Annotated in this window: 18 protein-coding genes and 1 pseudogene; 11 read left to right on the forward strand and 8 right to left on the reverse strand. The window is 54.0% G+C overall.

Annotation, left to right across the window (positions count from 1 at the left end; all coding sequences use genetic code 11):
* Positions 1-18: 18 nt before the first annotated feature.
* A complete protein-coding gene (locus HLAC_RS16605) occupies positions 19-831 on the forward strand; it encodes a hypothetical protein (RefSeq protein ID WP_012660144.1) in 813 nt (270 codons plus the stop codon).
* Positions 832-1153: 322 nt separating this feature from the next.
* Here HLAC_RS16605 and HLAC_RS16610 read toward each other — a convergent pair whose 3' ends face one another.
* A complete protein-coding gene (locus HLAC_RS16610) occupies positions 1154-2239 on the reverse strand; it encodes a hypothetical protein (RefSeq protein WP_012660146.1) in 1086 nt (361 codons plus the stop codon).
* A 1-nt stretch (position 2240) separates the two neighbouring features.
* Positions 2241-3338: a hypothetical protein gene (locus HLAC_RS16615; RefSeq protein WP_049934020.1), complete on the reverse strand. Its 1098-nt coding sequence runs from the start codon at positions 3336-3338 to the stop codon at positions 2241-2243.
* Between the two features lie 246 nt (positions 3339-3584).
* Between HLAC_RS16615 and HLAC_RS18395 the strand changes: the two genes are divergently transcribed.
* Together HLAC_RS18395 and HLAC_RS16630 are read left to right on the forward strand one after the other, a co-directional pair.
* Complete coding sequence (locus tag HLAC_RS18395; protein ID WP_079892141.1) at positions 3585-4787, forward strand: competence protein CoiA; 1203 nt, start codon at positions 3585-3587, stop codon at positions 4785-4787.
* Between the two features lie 24 nt (positions 4788-4811).
* On the forward strand, positions 4812-5978 hold the full coding sequence (locus tag HLAC_RS16630) for an ISH3-like element ISHla1 family transposase (protein ID WP_009486633.1): 1167 nt from the start codon (positions 4812-4814) through the stop codon (positions 5976-5978).
* Between the two features lie 483 nt (positions 5979-6461).
* On the opposite strand, the gene HLAC_RS18400 is transcribed toward HLAC_RS16630, so the two are convergent.
* The 4 genes from HLAC_RS18400 to HLAC_RS18405 form a co-directional block, all read right to left on the reverse strand.
* Positions 6462-6803, reverse strand: coding sequence for a hypothetical protein (locus HLAC_RS18400; RefSeq protein WP_012660151.1), 342 nt, complete (start codon positions 6801-6803; stop codon positions 6462-6464).
* 2 nt (positions 6804-6805) lie between these two features.
* Complete coding sequence (locus HLAC_RS16635; protein ID WP_049933948.1) at positions 6806-7267, reverse strand: hypothetical protein; 462 nt, start codon at positions 7265-7267, stop codon at positions 6806-6808.
* Positions 7268-7485: 218 nt separating this feature from the next.
* Complete coding sequence (locus tag HLAC_RS16640; protein ID WP_012660152.1) at positions 7486-10860, reverse strand: helicase-related protein; 3375 nt, start codon at positions 10858-10860, stop codon at positions 7486-7488.
* A 56-nt stretch (positions 10861-10916) separates the two neighbouring features.
* Positions 10917-15044 (reverse strand): Eco57I restriction-modification methylase domain-containing protein, encoded by a 4128-nt coding sequence (locus HLAC_RS18405; RefSeq protein WP_012660153.1) that lies wholly within the window; start codon positions 15042-15044, stop codon positions 10917-10919.
* Positions 15045-15592: 548 nt separating this feature from the next.
* On the opposite strand from HLAC_RS18405, the gene HLAC_RS16665 reads away from it, so the two are divergent.
* From HLAC_RS16665 to HLAC_RS19735, 4 genes and pseudogenes are all read left to right on the forward strand, one after another.
* Positions 15593-16765 carry an ISH3-like element ISHla8 family transposase gene (locus HLAC_RS16665; RefSeq protein ID WP_012659234.1) on the forward strand — a complete coding sequence of 391 codons (1173 nt, stop codon included), beginning with the start codon at positions 15593-15595 and terminating at the stop codon, positions 16763-16765.
* A 119-nt stretch (positions 16766-16884) separates the two neighbouring features.
* Positions 16885-17820 carry a transposase gene (locus tag HLAC_RS16670; RefSeq protein WP_012660154.1) on the forward strand — a complete coding sequence of 312 codons (936 nt, stop codon included), beginning with the start codon at positions 16885-16887 and terminating at the stop codon, positions 17818-17820.
* Positions 17821-18292: 472 nt separating this feature from the next.
* A pseudogene (locus HLAC_RS19730) lies at positions 18293-18442 on the forward strand (Fic/DOC family N-terminal domain-containing protein); the annotation flags it as partial.
* A gap of 105 nt (positions 18443-18547) precedes the next feature.
* Positions 18548-19294: a Fic family protein gene (locus HLAC_RS19735; RefSeq protein WP_237583067.1), complete on the forward strand. Its 747-nt coding sequence runs from the start codon at positions 18548-18550 to the stop codon at positions 19292-19294.
* 310 nt (positions 19295-19604) lie between these two features.
* On the opposite strand, the gene arsB is transcribed toward HLAC_RS19735, so the two are convergent.
* Together arsB and HLAC_RS16685 are read right to left on the reverse strand one after the other, a co-directional pair.
* Positions 19605-20792, reverse strand: a complete 1188-nt coding sequence (gene arsB / locus HLAC_RS16680; protein ID WP_012660155.1) for an ACR3 family arsenite efflux transporter — start codon at positions 20790-20792, stop codon at positions 19605-19607.
* Positions 20785-21186: an ArsR/SmtB family transcription factor gene (locus HLAC_RS16685; protein ID WP_012660156.1), complete on the reverse strand. Its 402-nt coding sequence runs from the start codon at positions 21184-21186 to the stop codon at positions 20785-20787. Before HLAC_RS16685 ends, arsB begins: the two co-directional genes overlap by 8 nt.
* A gap of 226 nt (positions 21187-21412) precedes the next feature.
* Here HLAC_RS16685 and arsD point away from each other — a divergent pair, with 226 nt between their 5' ends.
* From arsD to hcsS, 4 genes are read left to right on the forward strand one after another with little or no spacing between them, the layout of a single operon-like run.
* On the forward strand, positions 21413-21742 hold the full coding sequence (gene arsD, locus HLAC_RS16690) for an arsenite efflux transporter metallochaperone ArsD (protein WP_012660157.1): 330 nt from the start codon (positions 21413-21415) through the stop codon (positions 21740-21742).
* Positions 21743-21745: 3 nt separating this feature from the next.
* Complete coding sequence (gene arsA, locus HLAC_RS16695) at positions 21746-23668, forward strand: arsenical pump-driving ATPase (protein WP_012660158.1); 1923 nt, start codon at positions 21746-21748, stop codon at positions 23666-23668.
* Positions 23665-24033, forward strand: coding sequence for a halo-CC-star protein HcsL (gene hcsL / locus HLAC_RS16700; protein ID WP_012660159.1), 369 nt, complete (start codon positions 23665-23667; stop codon positions 24031-24033). Before arsA ends, hcsL begins: the two co-directional genes overlap by 4 nt.
* Entirely contained in the window at positions 24024-24212 is a 189-nt protein-coding gene (gene hcsS, locus HLAC_RS16705) for a halo-CC-star protein HcsS (RefSeq protein WP_012660160.1), read from the forward strand. Before hcsL ends, hcsS begins: the two co-directional genes overlap by 10 nt.
* Positions 24213-24264 lie beyond the last annotated feature (52 nt).

Genomic DNA, 24264 nt, shown 5'->3' on the forward strand with positions numbered 1-24264 from the left:
CACGCAGTCCCGATTTGTATGGTAGAGCCCGATATCGAAGATCTCGCTGAAGAAACCAGAAAGGAACTTGAAGAGCGCGATATAGATGTTTCTAATCCTCTTGAACCATCCGACGAACCTCTATTCGACGTTGGTGAATTCCTTATTGATAACTACCAACTATTCGCTGTAATGGGTGTCTTCGGAGCTATTTCGATATATTTGACCACATTTAGATTAAACTTTCAAGGAGTAGATGAAAATTACATTAATGTAGGCGTTGTAGCCAGCCTTTCAATATTCCTTCTCGTTGCCATCCAGATCCTGAAACGGGTGTATGAAGATGCAGAATTTTCGAAACTCCATTTTACAGACTCTACTGGGTATCGTCACTTCGAACTCGTTCTTTTTTCAACATCTTTGATACTCCTCACTGCAGTAATTTCTTATATCACCTTATCACTCCCCCGGGCACTCACCTTGCTCCTATCTCTTTTATCAGCTGTAGCCGGCTGGCAGTTTTTTGGAGTTATAATGGACCGAATTCCGACACGGGATTATACGAATGGTCATCCGATTCAAACCTTCATCAGCACGTTCCTGAGTTACATATTCCGGCTAGCAGTAGTCTCGATTGTAGGATCTATTCTTTTGATTCTCTTTCTCGCGTTTATAGTGGTGGACTACGGTTCCGCTAATATTCCGTTATTCTTGTATGAGTATATATTCGTCAAAGGTCAGGGCCTTCTACCGCTCACACTTTCTTTCCTCATTGGTTTTGGGATCGCTTCGACGTTAAGTTTATTTTCTATTTATAGCCTTTACAATGATCTCAAAAATCTGGGAGATTGATATCGAAATAAAATTTCAAAAATACTCTCTAATCGTGATTAGTAGAACTGATGTTTCTGTTATTTTAAATATCTTAATTAACTGGATCGAGACCATCACCAATTTACGGAACTGGTTGGTCCAGCCACGGACCAAGATCGGTAAGCTCACCTTCGACCAAGGGACGAACCAACCACGCGCCTTCGTCGACCCTCCCTCTGAAGGACCGACCGTAGACGCGTAGACTACGATGGTGATGACTTAACCAACAGAGACCGTACGCAGAGTTCTGTGTTGGTTAACCTGTCACAGTTCTCTTTGCTCTCGTCGTCTCTATCCCTTCTCAGTAATCACCAAGCCGGGTCTGCCGGTCCATTTCGGCAAGTACACGTTCTTCGCATTCCGTTCTTTTTTTGTCGACCATTCTTTTGATTCGCCAATCAACCCACTTGTCTTCTAATACTTGCTCAAGATCGTCTTTGGCCGTATAATTAGATACGATCTTGAAATCTGCACGATCATCATCCCAGTCACTCAGGAAGTTGATTCGCTTCCCTGCCTCTATGAGATCGTCGACAATCCCCTGAATTCTCTCTTCAGAGTAATTTAATGCACTATTAGAAACGTAATCTACGACGTCCCCGCGGTCGACACATGGGTATCGATCTTCCACTCGCCGGGACTGTACAACCACACGAAGTCGGTCGACGATAATCGATGTTGGTAGGACATCTGCTTGTCCGAAGCTTGTTGTAATCCTATCTAATTCTCCGTTTAACGACGACACGTCGTGTGAGTATCGCCGATCAAGCTCTTCAAGCATCGCGTCTGGTTCCTCAGCTTCCAGGTTATCCGGGAAAGAAGAGGGCCTCACATGACGAATACCTAGTGTATCTGAGTGTGCGTCTACAACCCACGTGATAAATTCAGCGCCGGTCTCAATGATTTCTTTAGCGATCTTGTCGCCATGATTAATGTACGTCGCGATCACAAATTCCATGTGGTTAATTTCGCTGCCAAGGTACTCTTTTTCGATATACTCTTTTTTGTCCTTGGCTACCTTCTTGCGTTCTTGGAGTTGATTCACTACAGTTTGTGCGTTGGACGGTATCGACGATTTTGCTTCACCAAATATCACGCTTCCATCGAGATTCCAAAGTAAAAAATCGAAGTTCGGAACGTCCAACTCCTCAAGCGGTTCTGCGGTGATGAATTTGTAGTCAGCAGGATTTCCCTGTGCGAATGGGAAGATTGAGTAACTGATTAGTTTGCGATGATTGCGTTGAACATCAATTTCATCGCGAAGATTCTCTCGTTTTGCTTGCTCCGAGAATTTCTGGAGCTTGTTTTTGACGCACTTCCCGTACAACCCACGGTATTTTGTCTTTTGACCCTCCGGTACCGATTCAGGAGGATCTACGTTTGTCATATTAAGCTGCGGTCTGAGATTCGTAGAGCTTCATCTTCGCCCCACCATCCAGCATTTGAATCACAGCCAGATAGAACTCAACGAGAGAGGGAAACGAACAATTGTGTTTCGGGACGATTCGCATCGATTCTTCAGTTGCACTGACGTTGAACAGTGACCCTCTGTTTTCGTCGGTTACCTGCGCAGAAAAATCGAGTGATCCAGCTTGTTTTGTGACATCGCTAAAACTGAAGTTTAGGTCATCACTTTCCTTCGTACCGTTGATGAAACTCTCCGCCTGCATCAACGTCACTGGGTGATCAAAATCTATCTCACCAGAACTGACGTCCGGCACTTGGATTTTCAAGTTTCCCGGCTCCACCTCCCGTTTCTCGAATTTGATCTGGTTGGCTACATCAAGCAACTCGAGAACATTCACGACGACCTCATTTAGCAGGTCAAACAGGATATTGAAGCTCTCTTGGTTGACAGTCTCCAAGGTGAACTTGCCAGAGGTGTCGATTCTGATCGATACGTTCTCGTGTTCGTACTGGATGCGAGTTGGGACAACACCGTACTCATTGCGGAAATCTTCAAGCCGGTCTCGACCGTCGATGCCTTTGTATTCGATCTCACGTTCGACGTCCGGCCGAGTACGAGCGTCCGCAAGACTTGGTACCCGCTTCGATTTGAACTCAGATATTTGCATATTCTCATACGTACTAAGGACAATTTCGTTCATCGTTTGGAAGTCCTCAGTCATAATCGGCATTGGAGACAGGCAGTCACTGTGCTCTGAAACTGGACGCAGGGCTTGGCGAATAGCCTCCTCTGTTTCAGCTGTGAGGACCATCTGAAGATCGTCTTTGTATTCGCCGACGTAGAATTTGGCTGGTTGCTCAGCACCCTTTCTGTTTCTGTACTCACCGACAAACTTCGTGATCTCTCCGAAGTCCTCGGTTTCGTAGTGTTCATCAAGGTAGTCCCGCCAGCCGTCATCAGAGAGATAAAGAAATGCTTTGATACGTTGTCCGTGGTACCCTTTTAGCACAGGCTCAGGCGAGTCAAAGATGACTCGACAGAATTCTTTGAGCGTATATTTTTCTTTAGGGATGTGCATTGGGTGCCTCAGGCGGTGGTCTTCATTATAAGTATAATATTGTGACGTATAGTAGTTCCCCATTTTGATCAAAGTGAAATTGCCTGGTTAGAATCGTTGGATGGATTTTACCGAGTCGACTCTATTAGGATTGATTCGCACAGAGAGAATCACGGAAACAGGAATCTGTTCAAGTAGATATGGCTCCTCTTAGTTCTGAGTCTGGCGGTGGTTTCAAGATAGTGAACTGATTTGATATCGGTGACTGTGCCATTTCGAGCCCTCGTCGACGGCCAAATTGTCACCCCTTCACAGGTTGGGGATAATCAGATAGTCAAGTGTCCGGACTGTGGTGGCGATCTCTATCCAAGAGACGGCGATTTCCGGGCCCGGCATTTTTGTCATGCTGTCGACAGGGACGCTGATTCCTGCTCAACGGCCCTTGGCGGTGAATCTGAGACACATGCACGATCTGTGGCGCTAGCGGTTGCCGAACTCGCTGATCGGTTCCCAGATGCTGATCGGGTCGGAGCCGAGATCTCCATCAACGTCACGGGAACAAATACTATCCCTGATACCCGGCGAGCCGATGCACTCGTTGAATTTCAGGACGTAAATCCATACTTCGGGCAGGGGCTTGTCGTTGAAATTCAGCACAAACATCACAGTAAGGATATCCAAGGGACAACTCATGACTACCTCTCGGCTGATTTCTCCGTGGTCTGGTTGACACCTGACGATTTTGACGACAATATTTTAGACTCCACTGTCATCGACGAGGCGTTTCAGGATGACAACCAGCGAGCCTACAACGCTCCAGCGTACGACCCCTGGGAGTTCGAAAAACGAGTCGATGTGGAATTGGATTGGGAACTGTTGTCTTCGGGGTGTGCTAATTACGACGAAACAGGAGATCACCGCTGGGAGAGAATACCCGGGTATGCACATCCGAATGGGTATGAATATGAGTTCTGTCCCTACTGTGGAAGTCGACGGCGGTACGGTAATCAGATTGGGCGATTCGTCTATGATAATGAGGGGATACTCGCTCCAGAAATCCCAGTTTCCGAACTCCGGGATGCGGTGATCCCGTATCCGGATGTTGCTGATGATTTCGATGAATGGATAACTGAAGTCGACTGGGAGAATGCATTTGAAAGATGCTTGGCCTCGAAGCCATCCATTGAGCCTTGTCGGGGTCCGCTGGGGATTCACGAGTGGGATCAAAAAGAAGTGATCGAACGGAGAAGTTTCGACGATCGCGTTAGTGTTGTTCTATGGGTCTGTCAACACTGCCCAGTACACCTACTCACCAATTTTGAACCTAATGGGGAAGCGGTTCCATACATCTTATTTGGGAAAGAACCCGACCCGGAGTGGGGACTCTCGCACCTAAGTGGAAACCCTAGGTCGTGCCAATTTCGCGCTCACAAGGATGCCCAAGATTCAGTACTTCACAAAGCCGCTTAGTTAGAACGTCTGCTTGCTGAAGGTGTGTCTAAAACCAAACAAGCAGACGGTGAGATCCACGAGGACCAGCTTCTTAACTTTCTCGTCAACCGCCTTGACGAGGAAGTTTCGCTCTCGTTAGCCAATAACGCTGAAATCACTGCTGAAGACATCTATGAGGTCCTCGTCGGCGCTTGCGCCGACGGGACCTCTGTCTCTACGCTCTGTGCGTCGAGCCAGAACTCACCCGCTGGGAACACGGTCCTCTACCATCTTCGGACGAAGTTCGAGCCGGAACGGCTCGAACGAGTCGCTAACACGCTCCTGCGAAAGGATCTCGATGAATTGCTCCCCGAACAGGTGGAGGTCTGCGCAGACCTCCACCTGCGGCCCTACTACGGTGACGAAGACGACACAGACGGCCTCTATCACTCGGTAGCGAAGCGTGGAACCACTGCGTTCCACGCCTATGCCACACTCTACGCGCGTGTGAAGAACAAACGCTACACGCTGGCGGTACGCCGTCTCAAAGACGGCGATACCGCAAGTAGTGTCCTCGCTGAGTTCTTCGGTGTCCTCGACGGCCTTGACGCCGGGGTCAAGGCCGTCTACCTTGATCGCGGATTCTACGACAGTAAGTGTCTCACGCTGCTTCAGGCGCACAATTACGCGTACGTGATCCCGATCATCCGGTGGGGTGAGGCGATTCAGCAAGAGCTCTCGGAAGGATGGAGTCGCGTCATTCAGCATGATCTGACGGGGAAACTCGACGGTCACAGCTGGACCGTCGATTTTCCCGTCTACATCGACTGTACGTACCTAAATGGGAAGTATGACGAGAACGGTGTGGCGCGTCACGGCTACGCCGCTGACGCGCCGTTCATCGACTCACCACGGGACGCTCGATACCACTACTCGAAACGCTTCGGTATCGAGTCAAGCTATCGCTTGTTTGAGCAAGCGATAGCGACAACGACAACACGAGATCCAACGGTACGGCTGCTGTACGTGGTGGTGAGTCTCCTCTTACAGAACGTCTGGCGGTACCTTCACTACGAGTATGTGGCGACGCCCCGCCGAGGCGGGCGTCGCCTCTGGTGGTGGCCGTACAAGGAGTTCGTCAATATGATTCGACGAGCTGCGTGGACGGCCCTCGCGGTGCGTCGGGCCGTCCCCGCGAATCGGCCACCTGACGACCGATTCCACCGCTAACCACCGACCGAGCAAGCCAGCGGAGTGAGTGGCGACGCTGTCGCGTCGGCGGCTGACCGCCGCCGACAGCGACAGCTCTCCGTCGATCCGTCCGTAATTCTCTCGTCGAGACCGTCAGTACAACCGCTTCGACACAGAACTCAGGCCGCAGAAACAGCTAGCCGAGGATGCTTTGTGAGGTACTGATACTACGTTCTCTGTTTTCACGAGAAGGTGTTCCAGACGTTGTTGGAGTACTGTGGTTCGAGACCACGAGAACTCGAACATGACATTAGAGCTTTTCGAGGCGTCCAAAACGAAGTCCAGCTGGAGTGCTATCGGGTCTGGTTCCACGCCAACTGGGGAGCGAACCGTGACAAAATCCCCGCGTTACGGGAGCAACTGCGTTTTTGAGCTCCGAAATCATTGGTGGGGAACTCACAGATCTCTCGCAGTGGATCGATTGATCACCAGAAAATAGTGTGATTCACTGGTCGTCTGATGCTACGGACGCGTCCACTCGGGAAGTTCACTGATTGGAATCCACTCTCTATCCTCGGTCTGGTATTCCCACCAGTCCCATCCGCTGTAGCCATACGGGTCATCACGAGCGTCCACACCTCTGTGTCGCCGGTCAGCTTTTCGGGCGGCACCTGACGGTGTCCGCGTCGTGTAGTCAGAATTGTCTGGACCAGTATCTCCAGAGATGTTAATCCGCTCACCTTGTACATGGGCGGTCACAACGTCGCCCTCGTACTCGCCTCTCTTGTAGACGTGGCGGAGCGTCGTTCCGTTATCCCGTTGCCCGAGCTTCGGATTCAGCCACCGGGGCATTTTTTCTCCCATTGTTATCCCTCCGCGAGTTCTGTGATCGGTTCCCAGTCGCCATCCTCGGTTTCGTACTCCCACCACGTCCAGCCGTTATATCCTTCGCCGCGAGCGTCATCACCGCGAAGCTGTTTGTCGGCTACCCGAGCAGCTCCCGTGGGACTCCGCGTTTCTTGGGTATCGTCTTCAACGGAGAGCCGACCCCCTTGTATGGTAGCTTCAACCGTTTCACCGCCGTAGTCGCCACGCTGGTAGCGATGTCGAACTATGGTTCCATCCGGCAACTCACTTAGTTCAGAGTCCTCTGCTTCCGCTCCTTGACTATTATACGTCGTCGCACGGTTGTTACGGTCTTCGAGTGCCGCATCCTCATCTACGTGTACGAGAACGCGAGCAAGCACATCGTTCCATGATTCGTCTCTGTTCCCGAAGTCACCGAGTTCTTGGTACAGATCATCAGCCAGCTTGATACTTCGCGCCATATCACACTATCTTTCTTTTGGACAGATAAACTTATTCTTTTCTTAGTAACTAAGTAAAGTCTAATCTCTTTGAGTTAGTTCAGGTGATGGACTATAGTAAGCCCGACCAGAGGTTTCATCTCGTCTGTGAGTAACACGCAGATATAGAAATCGTTCTCAGCAACAAGTTAGTGAATTCGACCTATAGAACATCAATCAGCAATTCGGGGAAAAACCCGTTAGCTGAATGTCACTTGGCTCATAAGTTTCGGCCGATCATCTTCTTCATTCCCTTCCTCTGGTGAGACAACCATCCAGCAGATCAACTTGACCTCATCCTCTTGGATTGGTGGGAGTGGGTCCGGGGCCTCGAACGGCTGGAGACCAAGATCGCTGACCTTCTCGACGAGCTGTCGAGATTTCTCCACAGGGCCGAGTGATTCATTTTCGTAGATATCACGAAGTTCTCGTTCATACCGTCTACCCCATGGGGCTTCGACGGCCTCAACAGTCTCTTCCATCGCTTGCTGAGTCATCTCGTCAGGCCAGTTGTCTCGAAGGTGTTGGCCTACCTCACGGAATAGTTTCCTAATATCCGGCTGTACGTTGAGTGGGTCTGTTTGCTCTTGCCACTGACGGTAGATGTCTTCCTGAGCCACCTCCCAGGCATCATAAATTTGCTCACGCATTTCCTCGGGTAGAGCCCGATCAGTTTCCTTCGCACATTCGATTCGCTTGAGACAGGAGAGCGTGTCCTGCACAATCTCGTCTTCTTCCTCGTCTATTTCCTCGTCTATTTCATCAGGAAGGAATCGCATGAATACCTCGTCTCCGATACGGGCGCAGAAGAAGTATCCCGGCTTTTTACCTTTGAATCCTGAACCCGCCGCCCATGGGAGTGATGTGATCTGGTCTTCACGTGTCTCCAGTCCTTTCCGGAGTTCCTGACGATACTCTTCACCAGAGTAGGCGGCCGCCGTTCCGCCACCTTTCTCGTAGAACTCCGTATCTTCCTCTTGGATTGAACCGATGTCTTCAACCTTCTCAGCAAAGTTCTGATTCAGGGTATCCATGTCTGGCATGACACCATCGCTGACTCCGATCGAACGCGAGGCTTGGGTAAGTTTTTCTCGGACTCGATGTTCAAGTTCCAGTAGATCATCAAGTCGGTCCTCGGGGAAGAAGGTAATCGGATATATTTTCGAATGTGGCGAGTTCACACGGTCAATACGTCCGTTGCGCTGGACAACACGCATTGGGTTCCACGGAAGATCGTAGTTGATGACTGTGCGGGCTTCCTGAAGATTGACTCCCTGAGCGAGCACGTCCGTTGAAATTAGGATATCAAAGTCATCAGTTGCATCTGGCGGTGCATCGCCGGAGTTCGGCGCAAAGCCGTGAACAGCCCGTTCTCGCGTAACACGGTACTTTGATCCATCACCGCTGACCGCCGCGATTCGACCCTCGTAACAGGACAGTTCATCATCTTCAGAGATGATCTCTTCCAGATACTCATAGATCCAGTCGACCGTATCTTCGTAATATGAGAACAGCAGTACTTTCCTATTTTGACGGAAAGATGCTTCAGTAGATTTGTCAGAAACTTCACCTGCTTCTGCGTCTTCACGCGCCGCCTCAACGACGTCGTGTAAGGTATCACGCAATGCATGGAGCTTCTCATCATCTTCGCGGTCGACTTCACTTGCGCCATCACGCCATCGCTCAAGAAGTTCAACATCGTTTTCTAAATCTGCTTGCAGCTGTCCAGGATCGGCGTCAGCACTACTAAGCGGAATATGCCCGTTAGAAACATCACCCAACGTTTCGTCGAAAGCTTCGTCGTTATCCATCTCCACCCACTCATCGATCGCATCCGGATCTGGGAAGTAGCCTTCTTCCATAAGCCGAAGGGCGGCGCGGTTTTGCCTCACCATTCGACTGAGGGTGTTGGCGAATGCGTGGCTTGATGACTCGAATCGCTTGAGGAGACCGGTCCTAAGCAGGCCCACAAGAGAGGCTTCAGACGCGTCTTCCTCGCCCTCCAGGTAGAAAGATGGCCGATACCGTGCCAACGTAAGCTCACCCTCGTCACGGTCGCCAGCAGCCAATCCTCGCGCTACGTCCTCAAAATAGGCATCACCAAACGTCTCCGAGAATGTATAGTCGACACGCTTTGGGTTGGGATCTGGGAAGTTGACCCGAACTGATCCTCCTTCACCATCGGGCATCGTCGCGTTCTCGTAGTGATTTTTGATGAACCGCCGAGTCCGTCGGACGGTTGTTTCGTCGAGCACATCGAACAACATATCCGGGCTCAGATCAGCCGGATCCTCTGACTGCGCTGTCTTGAATCGTTCACGAAGCGAGCGAATACCCTCGTTGGCGAACGCTGCGTCGTTCTTGATGAAATAGTTGAGCAGGTAGTACAAATCCCATAGCGAGTTGTTCACGGGTGTCGCTGTGAGCATCACCACGTCTTTGGGTGGATCCCCACGGAGGAGCGTGCGGAGAGCGTGAGACTGTTGTGTACCAGGATTCCGGAACGCATGGGCCTCGTCGATTACGACCAGTTGGTACTCGTCGACTTCAAGATTTAGGACGTTCAGGTCACCGCCGAGTTGAGTATCTCGCCGAAGCTCTGCATATGACACCGTCTCGTACTGGACTCCCCATTCAGACTCTTTCTGTGTCCACATCCCATCACGAAGATAGGCTGGTGCCACCACAAGCGCACGCTGACGGTTCTGCTGAACGTACTGACGCAGGAGCTCGCCCGCAATGTATGTCTTGCCAAGGCCGACCTCGTCGCCAACAATTACACCGCCGTGTTTATCGAGGAAACGGTTTGCTCGCCTCACAGCGTCTTGCTGGAAGTTAGTGAGGTTGATGCCACCGTCTTCCTCCTTCTCTTCTTCCAGTTCGTCGCCGTATCGCTCATAGAGGACGCGTAGATAGATCAGGTACGGATCATAGGGCTCGAATCGTTCCTCGTACAGCGCGGCCAGATCAAATTGCTCGCTCTCAGCCCACAAATCGTCGAACCAATCCTGTACTTGACCTGTGACGTGAGGATTGTACGCACCGATGTTCAACTCCAGATTCGAATTCAGCCCTGCACCTGTGAAGTTCGATGAGCCTGCGATGACCCCTTGGCGGTCAGAGAAGAGATACGCCTTCCCGTGAATGAACTGATCTTCGTGTCGACGGACTTCAACACGATCGCTACGGAAGAAGTCGACCAGCTCCTGAAGATTCTCGTCAACCTCACGGGAGAACCCGAGTAAATCCCGATCGCGCTTGAGGTTGAAGTCGAATGTCTGGAGTGATTCATTGATTCGTTTTTGATTGTACTCCTCGTCCCGAGGATCTCCCGGTTGCCGCCAGCGTTCCGTACCCTCGTTGCTCGGTTCTGCACCGACGAGAAGACGGACCTGATCAACGTGATCAAGCCCATCGGAGATTGAAAAGTAGCCTCTTGGATTGAAGTACCCCGTAACGATGTCAAGATCAGGGTCGGCGGCGAGCGTATCGTCAAGATCCGCGAGGTAGGCATTGATTGCCGCCGATAGTGTGTTGCCATTACGGTTGTCGACGAACTGCGGTTGCTCAGTCATCCAAGCGTCACCTGCGCCCGGTCACTGGTATCGGGTTGTCGACGAACTGCGGTTGCTCAGTCATCGTTGCGTGTCCCCCCCTGTCTATCTTCTTCACGATTCGCGTGGTCAAGATCAAGCTTGTCGGCCCAGCTCACGTAGTAATCAAGGACCCGATCTAAACGTTCTTGATGATCCCAGCCAACGTGGAACGTCTCGAAGATGACCTCGACGTGTTCGCGGGAGAGGCCGTAGAGATGAGCAACAACGGCATCAAGTTCATAGATCTTGTCCTGTTGTACCTCCTCGTCAAGCGAACCAACTTCCACATCGTTCTCATCCGCCCAGTCCGCATAACGTTCATCGACAGCCGCGAGACGACCAGAGAGTTCAACGACACGTTCCCGAAGTGGATCATCACGCCCAGGTCGAGGAATCGGGAAAGTCTTGATAACCTGAAAAGTAAGATGAGTCTCAACGAAACGCCGAGCATACCAGTCTGCTAAGATTGTGTTTAGTACACCCAGAAGGTATGCTTCATCTTCTGGTTCTCCTTCTGGCCAGAGGAAGTATATGAGAGTGTTATTCAAGAAAACTTGTGGTGGAATCAAAGCTGGACGTAAAGTCCGTTGATCGTCGTTCCTGGCAACTTTTCGTACCGCTACTCGTGGGAAAAGGCATGGGAGTGTGCTTTTATCCATTACCCATTTCTCTGGCATTTCTGACATCGGAGAGTTAGAGTAGGGATATGCATTCTCGCGTTTCTGTTGCAGGTGGCTCTTTCCCGCTTCGGAATCTACCCACGCGTAGCGTTTACCTGTATCATTCACCCAAAGTTCCTGATTCGGGGGGTTAATCGAAGCTCCCTTAAATACAGGCCAGAAGCTGTCGGGAACCTCTTCTGGGTCTGTTTCTACATCCTCTCCAGATGGTTTCTTATGTGCAATATCTTCTCGATAGGGAACTCCTCGCCAGGATTCTTGTTCCGAAGATAACCCTGGTGCAGTAGTGAGCTGTTTAAATGCTGGTCCAGAGTACTTTGCTGGAGGTAACAGAGGGAACTTGGCGCTCCCGGCCCAAGCCTTTGCTTCCTCTCTGGGGAACCAGGTTGGACCTTCTTTCAACCCTTCATTATAGCTTTCTGGGTCGGTATAGGGACCACGTATCGGAACTTCACCATCAGTAATCTGTTCTTTTTGAAGAGTAAACAGAGCTACCGTATATCGTGGTTCAACGTTGTCAAAAACCCACTCACGTTCGTTTTTCAAGAAAGTCAGGTCTGTGACATTCCCTTTTTCAAGAATCTCATATCTCAATGTCTCCGCACCAGGGCTGATAAACGCGGCTCGGGGGAGAACAACACCAAGGTAACCAGAATCACTGATAAGTCTCCAAAAGCGCCAACTGAAGCCCTGATATAGATCTGGATCCCCACGACCCATATCAGGATACGGACCGTTGGTTAAAATCTGGCTTCGTTGCCGTTGTGCTCGTCGTTCTTCCTCCAGTTGTAGCGCCAGATCTGGTCTTTTAGTCTCAAGCTCTGTTATCTTCTCTTCACGTTCGTTTTTGTCCAGTCCACTCAGACCTGGGTAGTGTCTTCGCCAAAACTCGTCACGTTCGATCTTTGCTTGTTCCCAAGGCGGATTTCCAACGATCACATCGAATCCGCTGTCATCACCATCGAAGACTTCTGGAAATGATGCGGGGAAATGGAGAGGATTCGTAGACTCCAGAACGTCCTTTGCTCGTTCATAGCTCTCGTGATCTCTCACGTCGATGCCAGTGTCAGACACTGGGTCGGTATTTATCTCGTCATCTATACGGGACGCAGCTAAGATATCAAATCTCGCTCGAACTTGGCCAAGGTTCTTTTCTATTTCTACACGAGTTTTGCGTGCTTCTTGTACCTGTTCAGCACTGGCATCGGCGAAGCTCCCCAACTGTTCAATATCATCTCGAATATCGTTCATTATGCTCTGACCGCCAGCAAACATCCCTAATGATGACTGCTCGATATCAAGTATATCCGTCACTTCGTCGAGCGTTCCGATTCCAGCCAGCGAGTCGCCAGTCACGAGATTGTAATCAAGGAACGTTAACGGGAGACCGGGAACAAACGTATGTACCCAAATCGATAGCCGTGCAAGTTCGGTCGAAAGTGGGTTTATGTCAACTCCGTAGATACAGCGACGGGCAACTTGACGACGCAGGAGCTGTCCACGTTCGACCGGTGGTGCGTACTCTTCGTCTTCGAAGGCATCTAATGCCGCGTCTTCGAGGTTGTCGAGTTCGTCCTCGACGGGCGACAGCGGTTTCTCGGTCAGATACGCATAGAGTCGAGATTCGATGCGGTCGACAGCCCCGACAAGGAAGTGACCAGATCCCATCGCAATATCCGACACCCGAAGGTCGAAGAACGCATCCGCAGCGGCGTGTTCGCCCTCTTCCTCACGGAGCCAGTCGATACGTTCGAGATGGTCATCCAGTGCGGGTTCCAGTGAGTGATCAAGAAGATGCTCAACGAACCGAGATTTCGTATAGTACGTCCCCGTCGCTTTTCGCTCTCCGGACTGACCATGAAGATAGACCTCTCCTTCTTCAACAACTATGTCCTCGTGATCATCACCGAGTGTCTGTTGACCATCTATATCGACTGGGACATAGTGTCCTTCGTTGTCAATTGTAAGCGGCTGTTCGGCCAGCGACAACTCAGACTCCAGCAGACCCTCGTATACGACCCCGAAATCTCGGACACCGATATTCCTGAAGTCGACAGGCCCCTGATAGCCGTCCCCTGTTTCGTCGATCAGGAGGTTCGCCAATACAGGTCCGAAATCGGCATTATCAAGTCGAATATCCGCCAGCTTCGCACCGGCTTGAGAGATATCCGGATCTTCAGAGAGTAAGGTCCCCTCGTAAGCGGGAAGTCCTAACTCGTCGTGTCCGCGGTGGACGGCCCGCGAAAGATGCATCACGTCGTCCCAGTGGTCGTAGAATCCGGCGTCGAAGTCACCGTCGTCCTCAATGAAGTCGTGGAGGTCGTGCGCCTTCTGTTTGAGAGAATTCCGGTCGTACCGCTCGTTACGCCGTCGCGGGAGGAACTCTTCGTCTTCAGCGTAAGCGATGAACAGCAACCGGTAGAGGAGCACCAACGTCATCTCATAGGTCTCGTCCAACTGTTCCTTCGTCGGATCGTCGATATCACGTGCACGGGCGATCGCTTCCGCCAGATCTGGCACAACATCGTCGTAAATCCGTTCACGGAGTCGTTCTCCAAGAGCCGCTGCGTAGTCTTTCGATCGCTCCATAATGTCATGGAGCGTCCCGTCTTCTCGGAGCGCGTTGGCGGAGAATAGCAGCCAGAGATACGCCGCCTTTTCGTCTGCAAGGAGACTTGTGTTAACCTCAACGTAGGTATCTGTTCGACCGCGTGAGCCAAACCCTGCATCGGGATTCGTTGTGTACAGTCGTAGCGTATCACCACTACTTCCGATGACGTATTCGAGATTTCGTTTGTCGGCTTCGTTGAGCGCGTAGGCCACTGGTGACTGACCTACAAACCGTTCTTGCGTGTGGTCAAACGACTCGTCTTCTTGGAGAAACATCGCCACAGCTCGCTCGTGGCCATCGCTTGTGTCCTTCAGGACAGAGCTCTGATCGGTGAGATGTTCGATATCGTAGTTGAGCCCTTTGATCATCTCACGCGGGTCATCGTCAATTGCTTGTTGGGCGCGGTTGGTTGCGTCCTCCCAGTCGTCGCGTTCGGGGACACCGACTTTGAGCTCGTGCGTTGAGAGTAGACCTTGATTCCGAAGTCCAGTCAGTTCCTCGTCGAGCTGGGGAAGCATTTCAGTGAGGAACCGTTGGGCCGCGTGTCGGTTTGATTCGTCAAGAGCGGTATCACAGACACGATCTGCTTGTCCCCGGTCGACATCCCGATAGACGGGCGGCTCTTCCCCGCTGGGACCGCATAGCCCGGCATAATTGTCATAAAGCGCAACAACGAGAACGGGGTTTACTCGCCCACCACGCCGATCTGTGTACGTCTTCTGGAGAAAACCTTTGGTCGGTCGTTCATCGTGATCAACGACGACAACCTCCAATGCACTCGACCCATTTCCTTGGTAAAATTCAAAATTGTCTCCGTCCCGATCGTAGTTCCAGGGACGACCAGAGCGAGATTCGAGAAAGTCAGTGATCATAGCTGTTTATCATCAGTACGTATGTATATAATTTGCTTACAAATCACCAGAGGGAAGAACTCTCCAATCAAGCCGTCGCTTGTGGTGGCACTTCTATCAGATGAATAAATAATGTGCGATATACAGGGTGCCGATTATGTGTCTGATTTCGTGGACGCCCACCTTTCGATATCGGAGAATTATTAGTTGAGTCTCTGGGTCTGAGTACCTGTCTACGGTATTTCTACCTTCACGCCCGGAACACTTATAAGAAATTAGAACTAGCCTGCTAGCGTTCCTATCTCGAAAAACAAACAGGGAACAAAGAGGCTACAAATGAGCTCGCTCTCCACATCCGCGACGGCGCATAGCACTCAGCAAACACTGTATGATGTCACCATTTCTGAGCGGTTGCGCTCCTTTCCAAGTGGCATCATTCTCCGATATGAGGCAACAGAGATATTTAAAAAATTTCTCATCGGAAACAGCCACGTACGGTACTTCCCAAGCAGCGTAATCAGCTGAATTGAATCGCTAAATTAACCACAAGAAAGTGTCTGGATCTGGATGTGTTCACCATACCTGATCCAGACGAGTACCTTTCGGCGTCGGATGTCAAAGACGTAGCGGAAGAGGTCATTACGCCACTCCCGTTGCCGGGTGTCGAGGGGAGCCCCCTCGACCCCGGCGACATCTGGCTCGTCGTCATCCTAGCCTGCACTAACCAGAACTCGATTTGGGACACCTGCAACGATACCGAGGGAACGCCGTGTGACGACACTGTCTTGAGGTGGCTCCACACACTCAACCGTCAGTGGCTTGAGGTCGTTGCCAACCTTCTGCTCGCACGGCTCGCCATGACGATTTTCGACCCTGACCGGTCGAGAACCGTCTCCATCGACTTCATCGACAATCCCTACCACGGCGAGCACCATGCTGAGAAAGGCGAACTCTGTTCGATGGCTCCTAAGGACGGGACTACGACCTGCCACCGCTACTGCACGGCGTACGTCGTCTCGAACGGGAAGCCGGTGACGCTGGCGATGACTTACGTCCGCAGTGACGAAGATGAGGCTGACGCGGTCGAGCGCGTGCTCGCCCGCGTCGAAAACTATCCCTTCGAGATCGATCTCTTGCTTGCCGACAGCGGATTCTACAACGAGCGCGTCATCCGCCGCGCTCGTGATATCGCCCCAACGGTCGTTCACGTGCCCAAGAAGGGCGAGCGCATGAAGGACAAACTCGAAACTCACAAGTCGTACATGACGACCTATCGCATGTACAAGGACAGCGAGCGGGAACTGCGCTTCCCGCTCGCGGTCGCTGTCTCCTACCAGAACGGAGATCGAGGCAAGCACGGCGAGGTCGTTCGTGGCTACGTGGCGTGTGGCGTTACTGATCGCTCAGCGAAGCAGGTCGAACACCGCTACAGGAAGCGTTCAGGCATCGAAACGACCTATCGCTTACTTCGGCAAGCACGCGGGATCACGACGACGCGTGATCCCGTCGTGCGGTTTGCCATCATGTTGGTCGCGGCATTGCTGGAGAACCTGTGGCTGGTGCTACGGTGGGCGGTCGTCGCCCGCCCACGGCGGGGCGGGCGCGACCTGCCCGAGGAGTTCACGTTCAAGACGTTCTGTGACTGGATTCGTCATGAGCTGGAAGAGGAGTTACGCCGCCGGTGGAAGATCAAAGCGAACGGGGTTGGAGTGCCAGCATCACAGGCAACGGCCGCGGGCTGACCGGGGTCAGCCCACGGCCTGTCAGTTGGCGGTGAGCGACAGCTTTCGGCAGATACCGTCGAAATCCGGGTAACATCGTCTGTCCAAAGCGGTGAATTGGAACTTCCTCGATCTACTTCGTGGGAGCAGCCGAGACTGACCGTCAAATTATACAGAAAGTGACTATTTTGTGGCGTTCAGGCAGCACCCTCTCGACTCGTTCGGGAAGTAACGATGTTGAGCCTGGTGAAGAACCAGTCACGTACACGAGTAACGGGGCGAAGAAAGAGAAGTACCTGAAAGACGAGTACCCGGATCCGATAAGCGGGTTGAAGCGGAGTAACGAGCGGGGGTTCCAATTCGCCACCATCTCGATTATTGCTGAAGACACACCAATCGTGCTCGGGGTTGAGCCTGTTCGTGATAAGCGTCGATGGGAAGACGCAGACGAAATCGAGACCACATCCCGTGGTGACATCGTTGAACGCCTGTTAGAACAGGCTGCGCAACACGTCGATATTCATAAGGCGTTCCTCGACCGTGGTTTCGATAGCCTGCAGGTTCGAGACGTTCTCGACCGGCGTAACATCCAGTACGTGGTCGGGCTGACGAAAGGCAGCAACGTAGATGAAGACAATATTGAAGAGGTGAAAACGAACGAGGTCTACGACGGACGTGTATGTTGGGGGAACGCGACATACGATGGCCGGACACACGATATGAGCTTCGTGTACGACCCGTCAGATCGGTCGGATGATGACTACATCATCTGGACGATGAACGGACACGTAGATATCGGCCGGGCACGAGCGTTGATCGCACAGTACGATCAGCGAATGGAGATTGAGTCGCAGTACGCCACGATCAAACAGCACTTCCTCCCGAAGACCAGCACGATGGAGTATGGAAAGCGGTTCTTGTATTTTCTAATCGGCGTTGTGATGTACAACGTCTGGCGGATGGCGAACTTCATCCTGCGTGATGCGGTGTCGGTACATCTCGGTGAGCACCCGCCAATCACTGCAGGTGAAATCATCGAGTTGGTCGCGTTCTGCTTGTTCGATCCTGGCGGGTGACGCGGAGATCTTCCTGGTAGTCCGACTTTCCGGTGAGCGGTAGCTCTCGTCGACGGTCGGTGTTTTCGCTGTTCAAACCGGTCCACCACCCGATAATCAGTCAGTTTTCTTTGAGGAAGTAGGTCAGGGCGGAATCGAGTTTGTTTCATCGGTGAGAGACATCGCTAACCCCCGTGTTTCGTTTGTAGATTCTCCAAACAGCCAAGTCAGGGTAGTTGTGACGGTACAATCAGTCGTCGCGTTATTTTGATTTAGCATCGAAAACACCAATAGTGGCTGGCATATTGTAGAGATACCACTGATGGAGCGAGATGACTTCGACGAGACGGCTCCCGGTGAAATCGTGCCCACGACGACACCGAAGGGGACGTAATCAGCGTTTCGGCCTGATCCACTCCCTCCTTCAATCAGCACTGAACAGCTCATCACACCACTAGCGGAGGCGACACAGGCACTCGGTCGGCTCCACGGGATCGGCCCACGTGTTGGCTCAAGAGAGATCCTGATTGAACCGTTCATCCGAAAGGAAGCACTAGAATCCTCGCAAATCGAAGGGACACATGCTACCCTTTCAGATATCTACGCTTACGAGGCCGGACAGGAAGCCCTCATCGACGAAGACAGGCAACAGGGAACCCAGGAGGTCGTCAACTATCTACACGCGCTGACGCACGGATTAGATGCGATCACAGCTGGAGATTCAATTACTGTCGAGCTGTTGTGCGAAATGCACGACCGATTGCTTTCGGGTGTTCGTGGGGGTGAGGCAGACCCAGGGGAACTCCGCACGACCCAGAACTTCATCGGCAGTACGCCATACATTCAGGACGCCAGGTACGTGCCGCCACCACCGAACGAGATTCCGGACCTTCTCGAAGACTTACTTGAATATGCGAACCAGGATACTGACCTCCATCCGCTCCTTCGAATCGGGCTGATTCACTATCAGTTCGAGACGATTCACCCGTTTCTTGATGGGAATGGACGGCTCGGGCGGCTGTTGATCAGCCTCCTCTTGCAGCGCGACGGTCTCTTGCCCGAACCATATCTCTACCTAAGTTCGTATTTCAATGCACGACGGTCAGAATACGTCGATCAGCTCTTGGCAGTCAGCCAGCGCGGGGACTGGGAAGAATGGCTCCTGTTCTTCTTACGGGGTGTGCAGTCGCAGGCAGATGAGGCCCATCAGCGTGCGAACTTGGTGGTCGACCTCCGAGAAGACTATCAACAGCGCTACCAGAGCGAGTGGTCGGAGAATATCCTCGAACTAGTCATGCGACTCTTCGAGGACCCGTATCTCGACGTGAACACAGCAGCCGACTGGTTAGATGTCGAATACAGTACGGCGAATCGGCTAGTTACGCAACTCGAGGATGATGGGATACTCGAAGAACTCACCGGGAAAGAGCGCAATCGGTTCTATCGGGCGAGCGAAGTCTTCGAGATAATCAACAAGCCGATCAACCAACTCTAGATCTTGGACCTGATCAGAGCGAGCCATATGCATTGAGAAAGGCGGCCTCAACTACTGGCAGGGAGTTAGAAGTTGAGACTAAAGCGGGTTTAGGAGGCCTGTAGTGCTTGGTTTCGACCGAATTTCCTTACGGAATCTGGCTCAGGACGGCTCTGAAGACACCATTCTTATTCACGAACCAACTATTTCGGCGATTTTCTGATAGTGATTATTACGGTGATTTCGGTAGAGGTGTCGAAAACCAGACTGCTTCAGCCCTAACGGACGGATCCTCTCGTTACTCGGCGGTAAAGACTCGCGATAACCACTATCAGTCGTCCTCCGGAACCGGGTCCGAGTCGCGATCGATGTTGCTCTCGGGCTTCGTGCCATCTAGCTGTCCCGTGGTGTGGCCCCGCCAGTCGATGTTTCGTTGCAGCCACAGTGCGGCGTACACCAGCGCGAGCAACACCGGCACTTCGATCAGCGGCCCGATGACGGTCGTGAAGGCGACGCCGGATCCAACGCCGAAGACGGCGACCGCAACGGCGATCGCGAGCTCGAAGTTGTTCGAGGCCGCGGTGAAGCCGATCGCCGTCGTCGTCGAGTAGTCCGCGCCGATCCGGTGACCCATCCCGAAGCTCACGAAGAACATCACCACGAAGTAGATCGTCAACGGGACCGCGACCAGAAGCACGTCAGTGGGCTCGCCGACGATGCGCTCGCCCTGCATCGCGAACATGACGATCACCGTAAAGAGGAGTGCGATCAGGGTCATCGGATCGATGGTCGGGACGAACGTCTCATCGTACCACTCGACGCCCTTGGTACGCGTCCCGACAAACCGGGAGAGGATACCGGCTGCAAAGGGGATTCCGAGGAAGATCGCGATCGCCTCGAACACCTGCATGACGGTGATGTTGAACTCGGCGATACCGGCTGTCAGCGTCTCCAGCCCCAGCACCTCGGGAAGGAAGAGGGCGAAGAAGGTGATGTACACCCCGTAAGTCACGATCTGGAAGACGCTGTTGAACGCGACCAGGCCAGCGGCGTACTCGCTCGACCCCTCTGCGAGGTCGTTCCAGACCAGGACCATGGCGATACACCGCGCCATCCCGATGAACACCAGCCCGAGGAAGAACTCCGGGCGGGCCGGCAGGCCGGGGACGACCCCGCCGAAGAAGATCAGGGCGAGTGTGACCATCAACGTCGGGCCGATCAGCCAGTTCTGGAGCAAGCTCAATCCGAGCACGCGCCACTGGGCGAACACCCGCGGCAGCTGGCCGTAGTTGACCTTCGCCAGCGGCGGGTACATCATCAGGATGAGCCCGATCTCGACGAGGTGAAGGTCCTGGATCGGCTGTGTCACCGACGGGGCGACGTACCCGAGGCCGACGCCGATGGCCATCGCGCCAAAGATCCAGACGGTGAGGTACTTGTCCAGGAAGTCCATCGAGCGGGGGTCCCCGCAGTCCGGACAGTCACAGTTCGGGCCGTGTTCGTGTTCGAGGTCACTCATCGGTGCTCACACTCCCTTCGAGGACGGTGATGAGTGCCGTCGCGCGGTTAGTCGCTCGGTACTTCTTCCAGCGACCGTCCTTCCGGCCCTCGACGAGGCCGGCGTTGACGAGCGCCGAGAGCGCGTGGCTGAGCCCGCTCTCAGTCACATCGACGACCGCGTTCAGTTCACACACGCAGAGCTCTTCTTCGGCGGCGACGAGCACGCGTACGAGCGTGTACCGCGTCTCGCTGGAGAGCGCCGACAGCACGTCGAGTTCGGCCTCGGCCTGTGCCGTCCCGAGGCCGGCCTCGAGCGTGGAGAGCTCGTCGAGCCGACGGTCGACGTCCTCGCTGCGGCACTCGCCGAGCTCGTCGTCGAGATACCGCTGTAACCGTTCAGTTGCTTGTGCCATCAGTGGATACTTGACTACTTACTCAATTAACTGTTGCGGAACACTCTCGGGGGAAGAGGAGACCACACGTATGATTATGATAAATGAGGCGGATCATATTCGATAGGACCAATGCGTTTATTCGTGTGTATGAGTAGAGCTTCAATTGAATCGTGACTAAATTAGCAAGGGTAGTTGATAACCGCACCGCTACCGACAGTCGGCACGGTATCCAAGGCATCCACGAATGATGGAACTCACACTGTACGAGGAGGCGATGTGCTGCTCGACGGGCGTCTGTGGTCCCGACCCGGATGACGAACTCGTCGAGGTCAGCGCCGCGCTCGACCAACTCGAGGCCGAATTCGACGTCGAGGTATCGAGAGCGAACATGCAACACGACATCGACCAGTTCCTCGAAACTCAGCAGATCGCGGATCTGGTCGACGAACGCGGCACGTCGGTGCTCCCGATAATCGTCCTCGACGACGAGGTAATCGCCACGTCGGAGTATCTCTCCTACGACGAGTTCGCGGCCGAGCTTCGCGAGACACAGAACGAACCACAGGAGGCCTGATCGATGGACACGAATACGATACCTCGAGACCTCGTCGAACCGAGCGATGACGACACCGAGTTCGTCTTCTTCAGCGGGAAAGGCGGCGTCGGCAAGAGTACCGTCAGCTGCGCGACTGCGACGTGGCTCGCCGACAACGATTACGAGACGCTGCTCGTGACGACCGACCCCGCACCGAACCTCTCGGATATCTTCGACCAGGTAATCGGCCACGAGGTGACCGAAATCGAGGGAATCGAGAACCTCTCCGCGATCGAGATCGACCCGGACACGGCCGCCGAGGAGTACCGACAGGAGACCATCGAACCGATGCGCCAACTGCTCGGCGACGACGAGATCGAAACCGTCGAAGAGCAGCTTAACAGCCCCTGCGTCGAGGAGATCGCGGCCTTCGACAACTTCGTCGACTTCATGGACAGTCCGGAGTACGACGTGGTGGTCTTCGATACCGCCCCGACCGGCCACACCATCCGTCTGATGGAGTTGCCCTCCGACTGGAACGCCGAACTCGAGAAGGGCGGCTCGACGTGCATCGGCCCCGCCGCCTCGATGGAGGACAAGAAGGTCCAGTACGAGCGCGCAATCGACACGCTCCAGGACACCGAGCAGACGACGTTTGCGTTCGTCGGCAAGCCCGAGGACTCCTCGATCGACGAGGTCGAACGGAGCGCGGGCGACCTCGCCGAACTCGGCATCGAATCGCAATTGCTGATACTCAACGGCTACCTGCCCGAGTCGGTGTGTGAAGACCCCTTCTTCGAGGGGAAACGCGAGGACGAACAGGCCGTCATCGAGCGCGCCCGCGAAGAGTTCGACGCCGATGCGACCGGGACGTACCCGCTCCAGCCCGGCGAGATCACCGGGCTCGACCTGCTGTCCGACGTCGCCGGCGTCCTCTACGACGGCGCGGAAGCGACCGTCGACGTCGGCTCGGCAACGGATATCGAGACCGACCAGTCGGTCGACGTCGAGGCGCTGGCCGATCCGGCATCGGTCGCCGACCGAGTGACGCCGAGCGACGACGAGACGCGGTATCTGTTCTTCACCGGGAAAGGCGGCGTCGGCAAGAGCACCATCGCCGCGGCCTCGGCGACGAAGCTCGCGGAGGCGGGCTACGAGACGCTCGTCGTGACGACGGACCCGGCGGCCCACCTCGAGGACATCTTCGGCGAGCCGGTCGGCCACGACCCGACGTCGGTGAGTCAGGCGAACCTCGACGCGGCCCGGATCGACCAGGAAAAGGCTCTCGAGGAGTACCGCACGCAGGTCCTCGATCACGTCACCGAGATGTACGAGGACAAGGAGGACACGGAGATCGACGTCGAGGCCGCCATCGCGAACGTCGAGGAGGAGTTGGAGTCGCCGTGTGCCGAGGAGATGGCGGCCCTCGAGAAGTTCGTCAGCTACTTCCAGCAAGACGGCTACGACGTGGTGGTCTTCGACACCGCGCCGACCGGCCACACGCTCCGCTTGCTGGAGCTACCCTCCGACTGGAAGGGATTCATGGACCTGGGCTCGCTGACCAAGGGAGCGGCTCCCGCGAAAGGCGACCAGTACGACGAGGTCATCGAGACGATGCAGGACCCCGAGCGGAGCTCGTTCGCGTTCGTCATGTATCCGGAGTACACGCCGATGATGGAAGCGTACCGGGCAGCCGAGGACCTCAACGACCAGGTCGGTATCGAGACGGCGTTCGTCGTCGCGAACTACCTGCTGCCCGAAGAGTACGGCGACAACGCCTTCTTCGCGAATCGCCGGGCGCAACAGGAGAAATATCTCGGCGAGATCAAGGACCGCTTCGAGACGCCTTTGATGTGCGCGCCCCTGCGCCGTGACGAACCGATCGGACTCGAAGAGCTGAGCGCCTTCGGCGACGAGATCACGGGTCTGTCCGAGATCAGCAAGGAAGAGGTGACCATCCAATGAGCCAGGAAGTATCCAACGAGCAGGCGGTCGAGGAACAGCTTCAGACGTTCATCGAGACAGTCAACGACTCCGAGACGTACGAGGAGTTCGTCGCGGCCAACGAGCGCCTCGAAGCGGACTCGGAGGCGATGGCACTCCTCGAAGAGTACCAACAGAAGAGACGACAGATGCAGCGGGGTGGCTCCGGCGACGCTACGATGAGCGAACTCCGGGAACTCCGGGCGGAGATGGACGACAACGAGACGATCCAGGCCCAGCAGGCGGCTCAGGAGGCGTTCGTGTCACTCCTTCAGGAGACAAACGACGTCATCAGTGAACAGATCGGCCGCGAGTTCGCCCAGTCACTGGGAGGTGGGTGCTGTTGAGCGCCTCCGACGAGGACGTGCTGGCGGCGGCCGAGGCCCTCGGTGAGGAACTCGCCGCGGCGAATTCCGACGCCTCGGAGTTCCAGTTCACCACGATGCTGCGGCAGTGCAACGAGGCGATCACCGAGGAGACCGGCGTCGAGTACGGCCAGGTCTGCGACGCGGGTGGGTGCTGCTGACACCAGTTGGTGTCAGGTCCACGCGCCCGATTCCGGACACACGGGCGGACGA

The sequence above is a fragment of the Halorubrum lacusprofundi ATCC 49239 genome (assembly GCF_000022205.1).
Taxonomy (GTDB): domain Archaea; phylum Halobacteriota; class Halobacteria; order Halobacteriales; family Haloferacaceae; genus Halorubrum; species Halorubrum lacusprofundi.